Raw genomic sequence first — 16,233 nt, 5'->3', positions numbered from 1 at the left:
GGGACGAACTCGCTCACGCGCCCGGCGATCAGTCCTCGAAGCCCTCCGCCGCCCGCTTCTCGCGCAGTTCCTTGATCGCGCGGCGGCGGGCCAGACGGTGGGTCCGGCGGATCTGGGCCTCCTGGTAGCGGCGCTTGTCGCGCTCGGTCTCCGGGACGACCGGGGGCACCCGGCGCGGCTTGCCGTCGGCGTCGACCGCCGCGAAGACCAGGTAGGCCGAGCCGACCTGGGTGGGCGGCGCCGACTCGTTCCAGCGCTCGGCCAGGACCCGTACGCCGACCTCCATCGAGGTCCGGCCGGTCCAGTTGACCTGGGCCTTCACATGGACGAGGTCGCCGACGCGGACCGGTTCGAGGAACGCCATCTCGTCCATGGACGCGGTGACGGCGGGGCCACCGCTGTGCCGCCCGGCCACCGCCCCCGCGGCGTCGTCGACGAGCTTCATGATCACACCGCCGTGCACCGTCCCCAGCAGGTTGGTGTCGTTGTGGGTCATGATGTGGCTGAGCGTGGTGCGGGAGGCGGAAGTCGGCTTGCCCGGGATCTCCGGATTGTCCGACTCCACTGCGGTGACCTGGTCTGTCATGGCGTCCACCTTATGCCGAGCCGGCATTCGCGGACTTTGTGTTGGGTTCGCAACAGCCGTGCCTCTATTTTCCGCCGAACCTTGTAAGACACCTGGCCATGCCCTGCACACTGGGGCGCATGAATGACTGGCCCCAGGGATGGTCCGACAACGACCGCGGCAACCGATACGGACGCGGCAGCGCGAGCGCACAGCCCGAGAGCGCGCGCGTGATGCGGCAGGTCCGCCGCGGTCCGGCGGCGCCACCCGGCCAGGGCTACGGCGGGGTGCCGCAGCAGCCGTCGTACGTCAACGGCCAGGGTCACGGCGGCTACGGCGACGACCGCGGCTACGGCGACGGTTACGACAGCGGCTACAACACCGGCCAGGTCTACGGCGGCGGCTCGGGCGACGGCGGCGGCCGGGGGATGCGCGAGCCGCGGCCCGCGCCGAACTGGCGGCGCCGTATAAAGCTGACGGCGATCACGCTGGTGACGCTGCTGGTCGTGACGTCCGTCGTCACCTACTTCTGGGCCGACTCCAAGCTCAACCGCGACGTCGACCTGTCCAAGGTCATCGACCGGCCGGAGGCGGGCGAGGGCACGAACTACCTGATCGTCGGCTCCGACAGCCGTGCCGGCATGACCGCCGAGCAGAAGAAGGAACTGCACACCGGGTCCGCCGAGGGCAAGCGCACGGACTCGATGATGATCCTGCACGTCGGCAGCAACGGCGACACCCTGATCTCCCTGCCGCGTGACTCCAACGTCACGATCCCGTCGTTCAAGGGCTCCGACTCCGGCAAGCTCTACGAGGGCACCGGCCGGCAGGTGAAGCTGAACGCGGCGTACGCGGAGGACGGGCCCGAACTGCTGGTCCGTACCGTCGAGGCCAACACGAACCTGCGCATCGACCACTACGTCGAGATCGGCTTCGCCGGTTTCGCGAACATCGTGGACGCCGTCGGCGGCGTCGAGATCGACATCCCGAAGGACATCAAGGACTCCAAGTCCGGCGCGGACTTCAAGAAGGGCAAGCAGACCCTGGACGGCCAGGAGGCGCTGGCCTTCGTCCGCACCCGGTACGCGCTGGCCCGCTCCGACCTGGACCGTACGAAGAACCAGCAGAAGTTCCTCTCCGCGCTGGCCAATCAGGTGGCGACGCCGGGCACGGTCCTCAACCCCTTCAAGCTGTACCCGACCATGGGCGCCGGCCTCGACTCCCTGACCGTCGACAAGGACATGAGCCTGTGGGACCTGGCGTCCATGTTCTGGGCGATGAAGGGCGTCAGCGGCGGTGACGGCAAGTCGATGAACATGCCGATCTCGGGCAGCTCCGCGAACGGCAACCTCCAGTGGGACACCGCGGAGGTGAAGAAGCTGGTGGAGCAGCTGAAGAACGACGAGACGGTGACCGTCACGGGCAAGTAGGCAAGGCGCGAACGGCGACAGATCGAGGGCACCCGCACCGGGTGCCCTCGACTGCTGTCAGGCGGCGGTCACATCGTGGCGCCCGCCATCGCGCGGCAGGTCGCGGCACAGCGGCGACACGCCTCGGCGCATCGCATCATCTGGGGATCGTCCGGCATGGACATACACGCCTCGGCGCACATCTCACAGGCCTTGGCGCACATCGCGCACATCTCGGCCGACATGGGCGAGCGGCGCATCATCATGTCCGCGCACATCCGGGTCGTCTCGGCGCAGTCCATGAGCGCGCGCATGATCTGCATCTGAGCCTGGCCGCCCATCTGCATGCAGGAGCTCATGGTCTCCTCGCAGATGGTGTGGCAGGTCATGCACGCGTCGACGCAGTCCTGCATCTCCTTGGTCATGGCAGGCATGGTTCCGGGCTGGGTCATGGCTCCTCCTGGGGGACGCGGGAGCCCGGGTCGGGCCCCGTGCCCTTCCGTCCTACGCCCGCCCACCGCGCCGCGCCATCGGGCGGACGCGAACAATTCCCACCAGAAGCCGCGCACGGCACGATCCCCCACGTTCCACCGGAGGCCCGGCGCAGGCGGCCATACGGGTGAGGGCGCCCGGAACTCCGGACGCCCTCCCTCGTCAAGTCCCGCGGGGTTACGGCAGGTTGCGCGCCATGACGATGCGCTGGACCTGGTTCGTGCCCTCGTAGATCTGCGTGATCTTGGCGTCGCGCATCATGCGCTCGACCGGGTAGTCACGGGTGTAGCCGTAGCCGCCGAGGAGCTGGACGGCGTCCGTGGTGACCTCCATGGCCACGTCCGAGGCGAAGCACTTGGCGGCGGCGCCCTGGTAGGTGAGGTCGGCGTCGCCGCGCTCGGAGGCGGCCGCGGCCTGGTAGGTCAGGGCGCGGGCGGCCGAGATCTTCATGGCCATGTCGGCGAGCATGAACTGGATGCCCTGGAAGTCGGCGATCGGCTTGCCGAACTGCTTGCGCTCCTGGACGTAGCCCTTGGCGTAGTCGAGGGCGCCCTGGGCGATGCCGAGGGCCTGGGCGGCGATCGTGATGCGGGTGTGGTCCAGCGTCTTCATCGCGGTGGCGAAGCCGGTGCCCTCCTCGCCGATCATGCGGTCCGCCGGGATGCGGACGTTGTCCAGGTAGACCTCGCGGGTCGGGGAGCCCTTGATGCCGAGCTTCTTCTCCGGGGCGCCGAAGGAGACGCCCTCGTCGGACTTCTCGACGACGAACGCGGAGATGCCCTTGGAGCGCTTGGTCGGGTCGGTGACCGCCATCACCGTGTAGAACTCGCTCTCGCCGGCGTTGGTGATCCAGCGCTTCACGCCGTTCAGGACGTAGTGGTCGCCGTCGCGGACCGCCTTCGTCTTCATGCCGGCCGCGTCGGAGCCGGCGTCGGGCTCGGAGAGGCAGTACGAGAACATGCCCTCGCCCTTGGCGAGCGGGGACATGTACTTCTTCTTCAGCTCCTCGGAGCCGGAGATGATCACCGGCAGCGAACCCAGCTTGTTCACGGCGGGGATCAGGGAGGAGGAGCCGCAGACGCGGGCCACCTCCTCGATCACGATCACCGTGGCGAGCGCGTCGGCGCCCGCGCCGCCGTACTCCTCGGGCACGTGGACCGCGTGCAGGTCATTGGCGACCAGGGCTTCCAGTGCCTCGCGCGGGAAGCGCGCCTCCTCGTCAACGGCGGCGGCGTAGGGCGCGATCTTCGCCTCGGCCAGGGAGCGAATGGCGTCACGGAGCATGTCGTGCTCCTCGGACGGGCGGTACAGGTCGAAGTCAGCCGATCCGGCCAAGGTCTCTCACGCTCCAAGGACGCTGAGTGGCAAGTGTGATGCTGGTGCTAATTACCGTTAAGTAACTCAAATTTTAGAGGTCGGCCCACGGGAGTGATACGTGAGCTTGGCGACAGCGGGGAAGTTGCCCGTCAGACCCTCCGACTATGCTCGGGCGCGCACGCCCCCGTCCCCTTCCTGGAGTCCCCCATGGCCCTGAAGATCACCGTGATCGGTACCGGCTATCTCGGTGCCACCCACGCCGCGGCCATGGCCGAGCTGGGGTTCGAGGTGCTCGGGCTCGACGTCGTGCCCGAGAAGATCGAGATGCTGGGCCGCGGCCAGGTCCCGATGTTCGAGCCGGGCCTGGAGGATTTGCTGCGCAAGCACGTCGCCGGCATCGAGGGCTCCACCGGGCGGCTGCGCTTCACGATGGACTGGGCGGAGGTCGCCGAGTTCGGCGATGTGCACTTCGTCTGTGTGAACACCCCGCAGAAGCACGGCGAGTACGCGTGCGACATGTCCTACGTCGACTCGGCCGTCGAGTCCCTCGCCAAGCACCTGCGCGGACCCAACCTGGTCGTCGGCAAGTCGACGGTGCCGGTGGGCAGCGCGGACCGGCTCGCGGCCCGCATCCTGGAGCTGGCGCCGGGCGGCGGCGAGGTGGAGCTGGCCTGGAACCCGGAGTTCCTGCGCGAGGGCTTCGCCGTCGACGACACCCTGCACCCGGACCGGATCGTGGTCGGTGTGCGCAGCGAGCGCGCCGAGAAGCTGCTGCGCGAGGTGTACGCGACGCCGATCGCCGACGGCTCCCCCTTCGTCGTCACCGACTTCCCCACCGCCGAGCTGGTGAAGACCTCCGCCAACTCCTTCCTGGCCACCAAGATCTCCTTCATCAACGCGATGGCGGAGGTCTGCGAGGCGGCCGGCGGCGACGTCGCCAAGCTCGCCGAGGCGATCGGGCACGACGACCGGATCGGCAAGAAGTTCCTGCGGGCCGGCATCGGCTTCGGCGGCGGCTGTCTGCCGAAGGACATCCGCGCGTTCATGGCGCGCGCCGGTGAGCTGGGCGCCGACCAGGCGCTGACGTTCCTGCGCGAGATCGACTCGATCAACATGCGCCAGCGCGGGCAGATGGTGGAGCTCGCCCGGCAGGCGCTGGGCGGCGGGCCGTTCCTCGGCAAGCGGGTCGCGGTGCTCGGCGCCACCTTCAAGCCCGACTCGGACGACGTACGGGACTCGCCCGCGCTGAACGTCGCGGGGCAGATCCACCTCCAGGGCGGCCAGGTCACGGTCTACGACCCCAAGGGCATGGGCAACGCCCGCCGTCTCTTCCCGACCCTCGGCTACGCCGACAGCGCGGTCGACGCGGTGCGCGGCGCCGACGTCGTCCTGCATCTGACGGAGTGGCGCGAGTTCCGTGAGCTGGACCCGAAGTCGCTCGGCGAGGTCGCGGCGGCCCGGGTCATCCTGGACGGCCGCAACGCCCTCGACCCGGAGCTGTGGCGCAAGGCGGGCTGGAACTACCGGGCGATGGGGCGGCCGACGGCCTAGGGCTCCGTGGAAGTGCCGTGATGTGCGCCGTCGTTCGGCTGCGGCGCCGTCGTGGCTGGTCGCGCCCACGCGGCGGAGCCGCACATGGACGCGGTCCCGCGCCCCTTCAGGGCGTTGCCGAACCGCAGGTGAATCCGTCTGACCCGCTGCGGCACACCACCGACAGCGCCCGACACGGGTGACGCCGTTTCGGCCGAGGCTCAGTCGGCCGAAACGGCGTCCTTCGCATTCTGCCCCACACCGCCGCATCACGCCGAATGAATCTTCAACGACCTTTCGAAATGGCTCACTTCGCTCGGTAGCGCCGCATCTTCGCACGCGCCCCGCACACCTGCATCGAGCACCAGCGGCCGCGCCCGGCCGGACTGCGGTCGTAGTACGCCCAGTGGCAGTCGCTCGCCTCGCAGGCCTTCAGCCGGTTCCAGGTGCCCTCGACCAGCGCCTGCGCGATGGCCGCCGCCACCCGGGAGGGCAACGGGCCCCCGTCGGCGGGCGCCACGCTCGCCGAGCCGTCGGCGGCGTCGACCACGACCAGCAGCGGACTCGCCGCCAGCAGTGCGCCGAGCGGCGTCACCTCGCGGTGCGGAGCGTGGCCGGCGTGGGCCAGCAGGGCCACGCGCAGGGACTCCCGCAGTTCCCGCGCCCCGGGCACGTCCGCCTCGCCCAGCCCGAAACGCGCCCGGCCCTCCGCCGTGTCCAGCGAGTCGGCCCCCGACTCGATGTCCAGCGTGTTGACCAGGGACTCGACCAGCTCCAGGCCCCCGGGCGCGGGCGATCTCTCACTCATGGCTGCACGCTACCTCCCGAATCCCCTTGCGACGTTACCTCCAATGCGGGACGATGCGGTAACGCGGTTACCTGATGCAGCGAAGTACGGGTAACAAGACTTCGAGGAGGAAGTCATGGCCATCGCCGAACTGGGCGTCGTCGTCCTGGACTGTCCCGACCCCCGCGCCCTCGCCGACTTCTACGCGCGCGTGCTCGGCGGAAGCGTCGAGGGCGAAGGGGACTGGGTGGATCTGAAGGTGCCCGGCGGACCGTCCCTGGCCTTCCAGGCCGCCCCCGGGTTCGTACCGCCGCAGTGGCCCGCGCCCGATCACTCGCAGCAGTTCCACCTCGACCTGACCGTCCCGGACCTGGACGCGGCGGAGGAGGGCGTGCTGGCGCTGGGGGCGAAGCCGCTGGACGCCGAGGACCGCACGCGCGGCTTCCGGGTATACGCGGATCCGGCGGGGCACCCGTTCTGCCTCTGCGCCTGCTGAACACAGCCGACCGGTCAGGAGGACCTCATGGCACCCGTGGCACGCCTGCGCAACGTCGTCATCGACTGCCCCGACGCCCGCGCCCTCGCCCGCTTCTACGCCGAGGTCGGCGGCGGCACCCCGCAGGAGGACGACCCCGACTGGGTCGTGCTCCAGGTGCCGGGCGGGCCACGGCTCGCCTTCCAGCCGGCGCCCGGGTACACGCCGCCGGAGTGGCCGCGGGCCGACCGCAACTCCCAGCAGTTCCACCTGGACTTCGACGCCGGGTCCACGTGGGAGGAGGTCGAGGCGGCTCAGGAGAAGGTGCTGGCGCTGGGGGCGCGGCTGCTGCACGCGGAGGACAAGGAGGACTTCCGGGTGTACGCCGATCCGGCGGGGCACCCGTTCTGCCTCTGCCGGATCGAGCACTCCTGAGCCGGCCGGCTACCCGTCCAGCTCGGCGATCTTCATCGTCGACGGGGCCCTGCGCCGCTGCGCCTCCCGCGCCGTGAAGTCGGCCTCACGCAGGACCCGCTGGACGTTGCCCCAGGTCAGCAGGGCGACGTCCGGTTCCGACCAGCCCCGGCGCAGCAGTTCCGCGACGAGGCGCGGATAGCCGGAGGCGTCGGCGAGGTCCTGAGGATGGGCGGCGCCGGCGTCGTAGGTGCCGGACAGGCCGACGCACTCGGGGCCGGCCACCTCCCGGACGTGGTCGAGGTGGTCGGCGACGTCCCGGACGGACGGGCCGGTCTGCTCGGCGGTGAGCGGCACCATGCACAGGCCTCTGGCCGCGCCCAGTTCGGTGAGCAGGTCGTCGGGGAGGTTGGCCGGGTGCGGGCGCAGGGCGCGGGCGGCGGAGCGGGCGCACAGGACCGGCGCCTTGGAGACGGCGCACGCCCGGCGCACGGTGTCGGCGGAGGCGCCGGAGAGATCGGCCAGCACACCGAGCCGGTTCATCTCGCGCAGCACCTCCTCGCCGAACCGGGTCAGCCCCGCCTCGCTCGCCCAGGACACGCCGGACAGTGTGAGGGCGCGCAGCCCGAGCCCGTGCAGCGAGCGCAGTATGCCGAGCGAGTCACCGAGCGAGGCCGCCCCGGCCGGGCCCGGCAGCACGGCGACCCGGCCGCTGTGCCGGACGTCGGTGACCGGCCCCGGGGTGTCGGCCAGGCGCAGGCCCTCGGAGTGGGCCCGGACGACGGTCTTCACCAGGTCCAACTGCTCCAGCGTGGCGCCGACGGCGCGGTCCCCGGCCAGCCCCTCGGGCAGGTGCAGCGCCCAGAACAGGGCGCCGACATGGCCCTCGCGCATCCGCGGCACATCGGTGTCGACGGCGCTCTCGCCGAGTTCCAGGTCGAACCAGGGCAGCCGGCGCAGCGCCCACGGCAGCCCGCTGTACCCGTCGGCGACGGGGTGGGCCGCGAGGAGGGCATGGGCGCGGGTGAGCAGCTCGGCGTCGAGGTCGGTGAGGCCGTCGTACCGCTTCCCCGCGAACGGTTCGGGCAGGTCGCCGAGTTCGGCGACCTCGGTGCCGCTGTCCAGGTCGTCCTTGAGGTCTGCCATGCCGGCCTCCGTACGTGATCGGCGTCCTGATCAAGCAGTACGGTCACCGTCGCACGGACCTGCCGGGGGTTCCTGGTGGGCGGTGCGTTCGGGCGTAGGTTGCGGCGATCCGCGTGGAACGGCGGCGGAGCGGGTATACGCGCCCGCCGGCGCTCCTCGACCGGCCGGGGCGTGGGGCGGTGCGGCCGGCCGCACCGCCCTCGGCGATCAGCCGTCCAGTTCCTCGATGGTCGCGTTGGACGGACCCCGCGTCGCCTGCAGGCCGCGCGCCACGTCCTCCGCCGCGCCCAGCACCCGTACCGCGTTCTGCCAGGTCAGCTTCGCCAGGTCGGGCTTCGACCAGCCGCGGTCGAGCAGTTCGGCGATCAGGTTCGGGTAGCCGGAGACGTCGCCCAGGCCGTCCGGGGTGAACGCGGTGCCGTCGTAGTCGCCGCCGATGCCGAGGTGGTCGACGCCGACGACCTCACGCATGTGGTCCAGGTGGTCCGCGACCGTGGACACCGTGGCGACCGGGCGCGGGTTGCTCTCCTCGAAGGCGCGGTGCACCTTCATCGCCTCGGCGGTCGTGTCGAGGTGGTGGAAGCCGTGCGCGCGCATGTTCTCGTCCGCCGCGGCCGTCCAGTCGACCGCCGCCTGGAGCACGAACTTCGGCACGAACGTCACCATCGCGACGCCGCCGTTGGCGGCGAGCCGCTCCAGCACGTCGTCCGGGATGTTGCGCGGGTGATCGCACACCGCGCGGGAGGAGGAGTGGGAGAAGATCACCGGGGCGGCGGTGGTGTCCAGCGCGTCGCGCATCGTCGTGGCCGCCACGTGCGAGAGGTCCACGAGCATGCCCTCGCGGTTCATCTCCCGGACCACCTCGCGGCCGAAGGCGGACAGGCCGCCCACGCCGGGCTCGTCCGTCGCCGAGTCGGCCCACGCGATGTTGTCGTTGTGCGTGAGCGTCATGTAGCGGACGCCGAGCGCGTACAGCGCGCGCAGCGTGGCGAGGGAACTCGCGATGGAATGCCCGCCCTCCGCTCCCATCAGGGAGGCGATACGGCCCTCCGCGCGGGCCGCCTCCATGTCCGCCGCCGTCAGCGCCGGACGCAGGTCTGCCGGATACCGTGCGAGCAACTGCCGTACGCAGTCGATCTGTTCGAGGGTGGCGCTGACCGCCTTGTCGCCGGCGTAGTCCGAGCGGACGTACACCGACCAGAACTGCGCGCCGACGCCGCCCTCGCGCAGGCGGGGGATGTCGGTGTGCAGATGGGCGCCCTGGTCGCCGGCGATGTCGCGGGCGTCGAGGTCGTAGCGGACCTGTTCGCGCAGCGCCCAGGGGAGGTCGTTGTGACCGTCGACGACGGGGAACTCACGCAGCAGTTCCCGGGCTGCCTCCAGCGAAGGGGAGGTCATCGGCGTCACTTCCCCGTGCCGAAGCCGAAGCCGCCCGCGCCCTCTACCTTGGCGCGCAGCCGCTTGCCCTTCTCGGTCGCCTGGTCGTTGAGGTCCTGCTGGAAGTCGCGCATCCGCTGGAGCAGGTCCTCGTCGTGGGTGGCGAGGATGCGCGCGGCGAGCAGTCCGGCGTTGCGCGCGCCGGCGACCGAGACGGTGGCCACGGGCACGCCGGCCGGCATCTGCACGATGGAGAGCAGGGAGTCCATGCCGTCGAGGTACTTCAGCGGGACCGGGACACCGATGACCGGGAGCGGCGTGACGGAGGCGAGCATGCCGGGCAGGTGGGCGGCTCCGCCGGCCCCCGCGATGATCACCTTCAGCCCGCGCTCGGCCGCCTGCTCGCCGTACGTGACCATCTCGCGCGGCATGCGGTGCGCGGAGACGACGTCGACCTCGTAGTCGATCTCGAACTCGTCGAGGGCCTGAGCAGCGGCCTCCATGACGGGCCAGTCGGAGTCCGACCCCATGACGATGCCTACAACCGGGCTCATTCGGTGATGGTCCCTCTCAGATAGCCGGCAGCGTGACGGGCGCGCTCCAGCACGTCGTCGAGGTCGTCGCCGTAGGTGTTGACGTGACCGACCTTGCGGCCGGGCTTCACGTCCTTGCCGTACATGTGGATCTTGAGCTGAGGGTCGCGGGCCATGCAGTGCAGGTACGCGGAGTACATGTCCGGGTAGTCGCCGCCGAGGACGTTGACCATCACCGTCCACTTCGCGCGCGGACGCGGGTCGCCGAGCGGGAGGTCGAGGACGGCGCGGACGTGGTTGGCGAACTGCGAGGTGATGGCGCCGTCCTGGCTCCAGTGGCCCGAGTTGTGCGGGCGCATCGCGAGCTCGTTGACGAGGATGCGGCCGTCGCGGGTCTGGAACAGCTCGACCGCGAGATGGCCGACGACGCCGAGTTCCTTGGCGATGGTCAGGGCCATCTCCTCGGCCTTCAGGGCGAGGGCCTGGTCGAGGTCGGGGGCCGGGGCGATGACGGTGTCGCAGACGCCGCCCACCTGCTGCGACTCGACGACGGGGTAGGCCACCGCCTGGCCGTGCGGGGAACGGACGACGTTCGCCGCGAGCTCCCGTACGAAGTCGACCTTCTCCTCGGCGAGGACCGGGACACCGGCGCGGAACGGCGCCGCGGCCTCCTCCACGGAGTCGACGACCCAGACACCCTTGCCGTCGTAGCCGCCGCGGACGGTCTTGAGGACGACCGGGAAGCCGTCCCCCTCCGCCGCGAACGCGGCCACGTCCTGTGGATCGGACACGATGCGGTGCCGGGGGCACGGCACGCCGATCGCGTCGAGCTTCGCGCGCATCACACCCTTGTCCTGGGCGTGCACGAGCGCGTCGGGGCCGGGGCGCACGGGGATGCCGTCCGCCTCCAGGGCCCTGAGGTGCTCGGTGGGCACGTGTTCGTGATCGAAGGTGATCACATCGCACCCGCGGGCGAACTCGCGCAGCGTGTCGAGGTCGCGATAGTCGCCGATGACGACATCGCCTACGACCTGCGCCGCGGAATCCTGCGGGGTGTCACTGAGGAGCTTGAATTTGATGCCCAACGGGATGCCCGCCTCGTGTGTCATACGAGCGAGCTGACCCCCGCCGACCATGCCGACTACCGGGAACGTCACGCCCCTAGGGTATCGGCCACTCGGGGGCGAGCCTCTTACCGGACTTTTCCGGGTCTCTTCCCCGCCCTATGAGCTCGCGCACAGGCATTCGCGAAGGGGGGTGGTTAGCATGGCTGAGTTGACGAAACCGACCGACATATCGACCGACAGGAGCCTTCACGACCATGGGACGTGGTTCCTCGGGGCTTCATGTGGCGCCTCCGGCAGCTCGCAGTGCGGTACGGCAGCGGTTCGATCGGCTGGTGCGTGAGGTCGCCAAGTTCGGTGCGGTGGGGGGAGCGGGTCTCCTCGTCAATCTCCTCGTGTTCAACCTGGTACGGCATGTCACCGACCTTCAGGTGGTCCGGGCCAGCGTCATCGCCACGGTCGTCGCGATCATCTTCAACTACATCGGCTTCCGCTACTTCACCTACCGCGACCGCGACAAGAGCCGCCGCACCAAGGAACTGAGCCTGTTCCTGCTGTTCAGCGCGGTCGGCCTGGTGATCGAGAACGGTGTCCTGTACGCGGCGACGTACGGCTTCGGCTGGGACAGCCCGCTGCAGAGCAACATCTTCAAGTTCCTCGGCATCGGCATCGCGACCCTGTTCCGCTTCTGGTCGTACCGCTCGTGGGTCTTCCGGGCACTGCCCGTGGAGAAGGCGGAAGAGCTGGAGAATCCGGAGAAGGCGGAAAGTCCGGAGAAGCCGGTACCGGCAGCGGAATCGTTCCTGGAGCCGCGGCGCGGCGCGGACGCGGAGAAGCCGCGGGTCCGGCAGCGGGTCGGCTGACCCGCTCCTGCCTGACCGCGGCCCTACCTGACCGTCGGCCCTACCTGACTGTCGGCCCTACCTGACTGTCGGCCCCGACTCCTGCGCCGCCTTCTTCGGTGGGGGCGTGCGGGACAGGAACAGGGCGATGACCGGCGGCTTCGTCTGAAGCATCTCCAGTCGGCCGCCGTCCGCCTCCGCGAGGTCGCGGGCGACCGCGAGGCCGATTCCGGTGGAGTTGCGGCCGCTGATCGCGCGCTCGAAGATGCGGGCGCCGAGGTCGGCCGGGACGCCCGGACCCTCGTCGGTGACCTCGATGACGGCCTGGTTGCCGGTGACGCGGGTGCGCAGCGCGACGGTGCCGCCGCCGTGCATCAGGGAGTTCTCGATCAGGGCCGCCAGCACCTGCGCGACCGCGCCCGGCGTGCCCACCGCCTGCAGGTGCCGCTTGCCCGAGCTCACGATCGCCCGGCCCGCGCTGCGGTATGCCGGGCGCCACTCCGCGAGCTGCTGCTGGATGACCTCGTCGAGGTCGAAGGTGACGGCGGAGCCGGTACGCGGGTCGCGCGAGTTGGTGAGCAGCCGCTCGACGACGTCCGTGAGCCGCTCCACCTGGGTCAGCGCGATCGTGGCCTCCTCCTTCACCGTATCCGGATCGTCGGTGAGGGTGATCTCCTCGAGCCGCATGGAGAGTGCCGTGAGAGGGGTGCGGAGCTGGTGGGAGGCGTCCGCGGCAAGGCGTCGCTCCGCCGTGAGCATGCGCGCGATGCGCTCGGCCGAGGAGTCCAGCACGTCCGCCACCCGGTCCAGCTCCGGGACGCCGTACCGCTTGTGCCGGGGGCGCGGGTCGCCCGAGCCGAGGCGTTCGGCCGTCTCCGCGAGGTCGGTCAGGGGCGAGGCGAGGCGGTTCGCCTGGCGCACCGCCAGCAGGACCGCGGCGATCACCGCGAGCAGGGCCACCGCCGCGATGATCAGCAGCGTACGGCCGACCTCCCGGGTGACCGACGAGCGCGGCTCCTGCACGGTGACCGTCTCGCCCTCCTCGCCGGTCTCGGTGGCGCTGATGACGTCACCGGACGGCTTGCGGCCCACCTCGATGACCGGCTTCTGGGGGATGCGGATCTCGGCGTAGCGGTCCCCCTGGATCTGGTCCCGCAGCACCGCCGCGTCCACGGTCTCGTCGCCGAGCAGCCGGCTGTCCACGATGCTGGCGAGGCGCACGGCCTCGGTGTCCACCCGCTCCTGCGCGGTGTTGGTGATCGTCCGGGTCTCGACGATCACGAGTGACACGCCGAAGACGGCGATCACCACGAGAACCACGGCGAGGGTGGACTGGATCAGTCGGCGGCGCATGTCCTGTTACTTGTCCGTCTGCTCGTCCGTACGACCTGTTTGTCCGTACGGCCTGCTTGTCCGTACGGCCTGCTTGTCCGTACGGCCTGCTTGTCCGTACGGCCTGTCTGTCCGTACGACCTGTCTGTCCGTACGCCCCGAGGGCTCAGCTCTTCTCGAAGCGGAAGCCGACGCCCCGCACCGTCGCGATGTAGCGAGGGTTCGCGGCGTCGTCGCCCAGCTTCTTGCGCAGCCAGGAGATGTGCATGTCGAGCGTCTTGGTCGACGACCACCAGGTCGTGTCCCAGACCTCGCGCATCAGCTGGTCCCGGGTGACCACCCGTCCCGCGTCCCGCACCAGCACCCGCAGCAGGTCGAATTCCTTCGCCGTGAGCTGGAGCTCCTCGTCGCCCATCCACGCCCGGTGCGACTCGACGTCGATCCGCACGCCGTGGGTGGCCGGCGGCTGCTGCGGCTCGGCCGCGCCGCGCCGGAGCAGGGCGCGGACCCGGGCGAGCAGCTCGGCGAGCCGGAACGGCTTGGTGACGTAGTCGTCGGCGCCCGCGTCCAGGCCGACCACGGTGTCCACCTCGTCGGCACGCGCGGTCAGGATGAGGACCGGCACGGTGTGCCCCTCCGCACGCAGCCGGCGGGCGACCTCCAGGCCGTCCATGCCGGGCAGGCCGAGGTCCAGCACGACGAGGTCGATACCGCCCTGCATCCCGGCGTCGAGCGCGGTGGGGCCGTCCTCGCGGACCTCGACCTCGTACCCTTCCCGGCGCAGTGCGCGGGCCAGCGGCTCCGAAATGGACGCGTCGTCCTCGGCGAGCAGTACTCGGGTCATGAGCTGATGGTAGTCCGCCCATGACAAGAGCTGGAGGGTGATCGACCGGCCTGATTCTCACCGGTCTCCGGCGCGTCTCTTACCTTCACCTGCCGTGGTACAGACCTATGGCGCCGGGATGCGATCCTGGAAAGGGCCTTTAAAAGGACCATGGAAAGGGTGCCTGCGGTTCCTCCGACACCTGTGATCCCTGTCTCAAGTCCTTCCATATCCGGCACTGTCCTGACGTATGGTGAATCTACGCCCGTAGCACTGCGGGGACCTTCGGCGCACTTGACGCCGAGGGTCTCTTTTGTGTGCGGACCGGTGCTCACCGGCCCGCATAGAAATGACCTGTGGCCGGGCCTCCGAAGACGGAGGCGTGGATCCCGGCGGTCGCCGTCTCCCGCTTCGTGACCCGAAGCGGACTCCCCTGGGCGTGGGACGGTCGGCCGTTTCCGCCGGTGCCGGCCGCCCCCACCGGGCGCGTGACCTTTCTACGTCGATGCGCGTCCCGACCAGCAAGGAACGACCATGGCGTCCAGCCTGACGAAGGACTCGGCCCGACCCGGAATCCCCGGTTCCGAGCGCACCTTCTTCGGCCACCCCCGCGGACTGGCCACTCTCTTCATGACCGAGATGTGGGAGCGTTTCTCCTACTACGGCATGAGGGCTCTGCTCCCGCTGTACCTCGTCGCTCCGGGCGGCCTGCATCTCAACGCGGGGACCGCGACCGCGATCTACGCGGTGTACGTGTCGCTGGTGTACCTGCTCGCCATGCCCGGCGGCTGGTTCGGCGACCGTGTCTGGGGTCCGCGCAAGACCGTCGCCATCGCGGGCGGCATCATCATGCTCGGCCACCTCACCCTGGCCCTGCCCTCCTCCGGCACCTTCTACGCCGGTCTGGGCCTGGTGGCCATCGGTTCGGGTCTGCTGAAGGCCAACATCTCCACGATGGTCGGCCACCTCTACGACGGACCGGACGACCCGCGCCGCGACGGTGGCTTCACCGTCTTCTACATGGGCATCAACCTCGGCGCCTTCGCTGCCCCGCTGGTCATCGGCACCGTCGGTGAGAGCGTCAACTGGCACCTGGGCTTCGCGCTCGCCGCGCTCGGCATGGCGCTGGGTCTGGTCCAGTTCCTGATCGGCTCGCGCCACCTGGCCGACCGCTCCAGCGTGGTCCCGACGCCGCTGTCCGTCGAGGAGAAGACCTCGACGCTGCGCAAGGCGGCGATCTGGGCCGGTATCGCGGTCGTCTTCTACGCGATCGTCGGCATCTCCGGCTCCTACACGCTGAACTGGATCCTCATCCCGCTGACCCTGCTCGGCGTGATCATCCCGACCCTGGTGCTGGTCCGCATCAAGCGGGACAAGGACCTGGACCGCGCCGAGCAGTCGAAGATGTCCGCGTACATCTGGTTCTTCGTGGCCGCGGCCGTGTTCTGGATGATCTACGACCAGGGCGGCTCGACCCTGTCGATCTTCGCCGACGGGTCGGCCGAGAACAGCGTCTTCGGCTGGGACTTCCCGGTCTCCTGGTACCAGTCGGTCAACCCGGTCCTGATCATGGCGCTGGCCCCGGTCTTCGCCTGGTTCTGGCTCGCGCTGAACCGGCGCGGCAAGGAGCCGAGCACGATCGTGAAGTTCGGCTCGGGTCTGGTCCTGGTCGGCGCGTCCTTCTTCCTCTTCCTCGCCCCGCTGTCGATCGCCGAGGGCGGTCACAAGGCGGCCGCGATGTGGCTGGTGGCGATCTACTTCGTCCAGACCATCGGTGAGCTGCTGCTCTCCCCCGTGGGTCTGTCGGTGACGACGAAGATGGCGCCGGCGAAGTACGCCTCGCAGATGATGGGCGTCTGGTTCCTGGCCGTCACCGCGGGCGACTCCGTCACCGCGCTGCTGTCCAACCCGGCCGTCGGCGGCGTCAACCTCGACAAGCGGGGCTTCGTCGCCCTGGAGGCAGGGCTCGCCGTCCTCGCCGGTGTCGCGGTGTGGATGTACCGCAAGAAGGTCAAGGCGCTCATGGGCGACGTGCGGTAGCGCTGCGCCGGCTGAGCCGAACGGGGCCGTTGCACCTGTGTGGGTGTGACGGCCCCGTCGGTTTTCCTACTGTGCGCGGTTCTCCGC

At 70.1% G+C, this 16,233-nt stretch carries 16 protein-coding genes; 6 read left to right on the top strand and 10 right to left on the bottom strand.

Translation table 11 applies throughout. From position 1 onward, the window contains the following. Positions 1–28 precede the first annotated feature (28 nt). Positions 29–586: an acyl-CoA thioesterase gene (locus ACIRD7_RS26435; protein ID WP_403457456.1), complete on the bottom strand. Its 558-nt coding sequence runs from the start codon at positions 584–586 to the stop codon at positions 29–31. A gap of 119 nt (positions 587–705) precedes the next feature. On the opposite strand from ACIRD7_RS26435, the gene ACIRD7_RS26430 reads away from it, so the two are divergent. Further along, positions 706–1,995 (top strand): LCP family protein, encoded by a 1,290-nt coding sequence (locus tag ACIRD7_RS26430; RefSeq protein WP_403457454.1) that lies wholly within the window; start codon positions 706–708, stop codon positions 1,993–1,995. Between the two features lie 68 nt (positions 1,996–2,063). On the opposite strand, the gene ACIRD7_RS26425 is transcribed toward ACIRD7_RS26430, so the two are convergent. Continuing rightward, the gene (locus ACIRD7_RS26425) at positions 2,064–2,426 is read right to left on the bottom strand and encodes a four-helix bundle copper-binding protein (RefSeq protein ID WP_403457452.1); all 363 of its coding nucleotides are present in this window, start codon (positions 2,424–2,426) and stop codon (positions 2,064–2,066) included. A gap of 217 nt (positions 2,427–2,643) precedes the next feature. Next, positions 2,644–3,801: an acyl-CoA dehydrogenase gene (locus tag ACIRD7_RS26420; protein WP_403457451.1), complete on the bottom strand. Its 1,158-nt coding sequence runs from the start codon at positions 3,799–3,801 to the stop codon at positions 2,644–2,646. A gap of 189 nt (positions 3,802–3,990) precedes the next feature. On the opposite strand from ACIRD7_RS26420, the gene ACIRD7_RS26415 reads away from it, so the two are divergent. Continuing rightward, positions 3,991–5,334: a UDP-glucose dehydrogenase family protein gene (locus ACIRD7_RS26415; RefSeq protein WP_403457450.1), complete on the top strand. Its 1,344-nt coding sequence runs from the start codon at positions 3,991–3,993 to the stop codon at positions 5,332–5,334. A gap of 286 nt (positions 5,335–5,620) precedes the next feature. Here the strand turns inward: ACIRD7_RS26415 and ACIRD7_RS26410 are convergent, their stop codons facing one another. Then, positions 5,621–6,121, bottom strand: coding sequence for a CGNR zinc finger domain-containing protein (locus ACIRD7_RS26410; protein WP_403457449.1), 501 nt, complete (start codon positions 6,119–6,121; stop codon positions 5,621–5,623). Between the two features lie 115 nt (positions 6,122–6,236). On the opposite strand from ACIRD7_RS26410, the gene ACIRD7_RS26405 reads away from it, so the two are divergent. Next, positions 6,237–6,596: a VOC family protein gene (locus tag ACIRD7_RS26405; RefSeq protein WP_403457448.1), complete on the top strand. Its 360-nt coding sequence runs from the start codon at positions 6,237–6,239 to the stop codon at positions 6,594–6,596. A 27-nt stretch (positions 6,597–6,623) separates the two neighbouring features. Beyond that, on the top strand, positions 6,624–7,010 hold the full coding sequence (locus tag ACIRD7_RS26400) for a VOC family protein (protein ID WP_403457447.1): 387 nt from the start codon (positions 6,624–6,626) through the stop codon (positions 7,008–7,010). A gap of 9 nt (positions 7,011–7,019) precedes the next feature. On the opposite strand, the gene ACIRD7_RS26395 is transcribed toward ACIRD7_RS26400, so the two are convergent. From ACIRD7_RS26395 to ACIRD7_RS26380, 4 genes are all read right to left on the bottom strand, one after another. Further along, positions 7,020–8,135: a dipeptidase gene (locus ACIRD7_RS26395; protein WP_403457445.1), complete on the bottom strand. Its 1,116-nt coding sequence runs from the start codon at positions 8,133–8,135 to the stop codon at positions 7,020–7,022. Positions 8,136–8,342: 207 nt separating this feature from the next. Beyond that, the gene (locus tag ACIRD7_RS26390) at positions 8,343–9,533 is read right to left on the bottom strand and encodes a dipeptidase (protein ID WP_403457444.1); all 1,191 of its coding nucleotides are present in this window, start codon (positions 9,531–9,533) and stop codon (positions 8,343–8,345) included. 5 nt (positions 9,534–9,538) lie between these two features. Continuing rightward, positions 9,539–10,066, bottom strand: coding sequence for a 5-(carboxyamino)imidazole ribonucleotide mutase (purE, locus tag ACIRD7_RS26385; protein WP_403457442.1), 528 nt, complete (start codon positions 10,064–10,066; stop codon positions 9,539–9,541). Further along, positions 10,063–11,202, bottom strand: coding sequence for a 5-(carboxyamino)imidazole ribonucleotide synthase (locus ACIRD7_RS26380; RefSeq protein ID WP_403457440.1), 1,140 nt, complete (start codon positions 11,200–11,202; stop codon positions 10,063–10,065). The genes purE and ACIRD7_RS26380 overlap by 4 nt, the downstream gene beginning before the upstream one ends. A 164-nt stretch (positions 11,203–11,366) precedes the next feature. Between ACIRD7_RS26380 and ACIRD7_RS26375 the strand changes: the two genes are divergently transcribed. Then, entirely contained in the window at positions 11,367–11,972 is a 606-nt protein-coding gene (locus tag ACIRD7_RS26375; protein ID WP_403457438.1) for a GtrA family protein, read from the top strand. Between the two features lie 57 nt (positions 11,973–12,029). Here the strand turns inward: ACIRD7_RS26375 and ACIRD7_RS26370 are convergent, their stop codons facing one another. After that, entirely contained in the window at positions 12,030–13,304 is a 1,275-nt protein-coding gene (locus ACIRD7_RS26370; RefSeq protein WP_403457435.1) for an ATP-binding protein, read from the bottom strand. Between the two features lie 145 nt (positions 13,305–13,449). Next, entirely contained in the window at positions 13,450–14,127 is a 678-nt protein-coding gene (locus ACIRD7_RS26365) for a response regulator transcription factor (protein ID WP_107905766.1), read from the bottom strand. A gap of 513 nt (positions 14,128–14,640) precedes the next feature. Here ACIRD7_RS26365 and ACIRD7_RS26360 point away from each other — a divergent pair. Then, entirely contained in the window at positions 14,641–16,146 is a 1,506-nt protein-coding gene (locus tag ACIRD7_RS26360) for an oligopeptide:H+ symporter (RefSeq protein ID WP_403457433.1), read from the top strand. Positions 16,147–16,233 lie beyond the last annotated feature (87 nt).

The sequence above is a fragment of the Streptomyces sp. NPDC093568 genome (genome assembly GCF_044764945.1).
Lineage (GTDB): Bacteria > Actinomycetota > Actinomycetes > Streptomycetales > Streptomycetaceae > Streptomyces.
The sequence above is the reverse complement of the archived record's forward strand: the minus strand, read 5'-3'. Positions and strand labels throughout refer to the sequence as shown.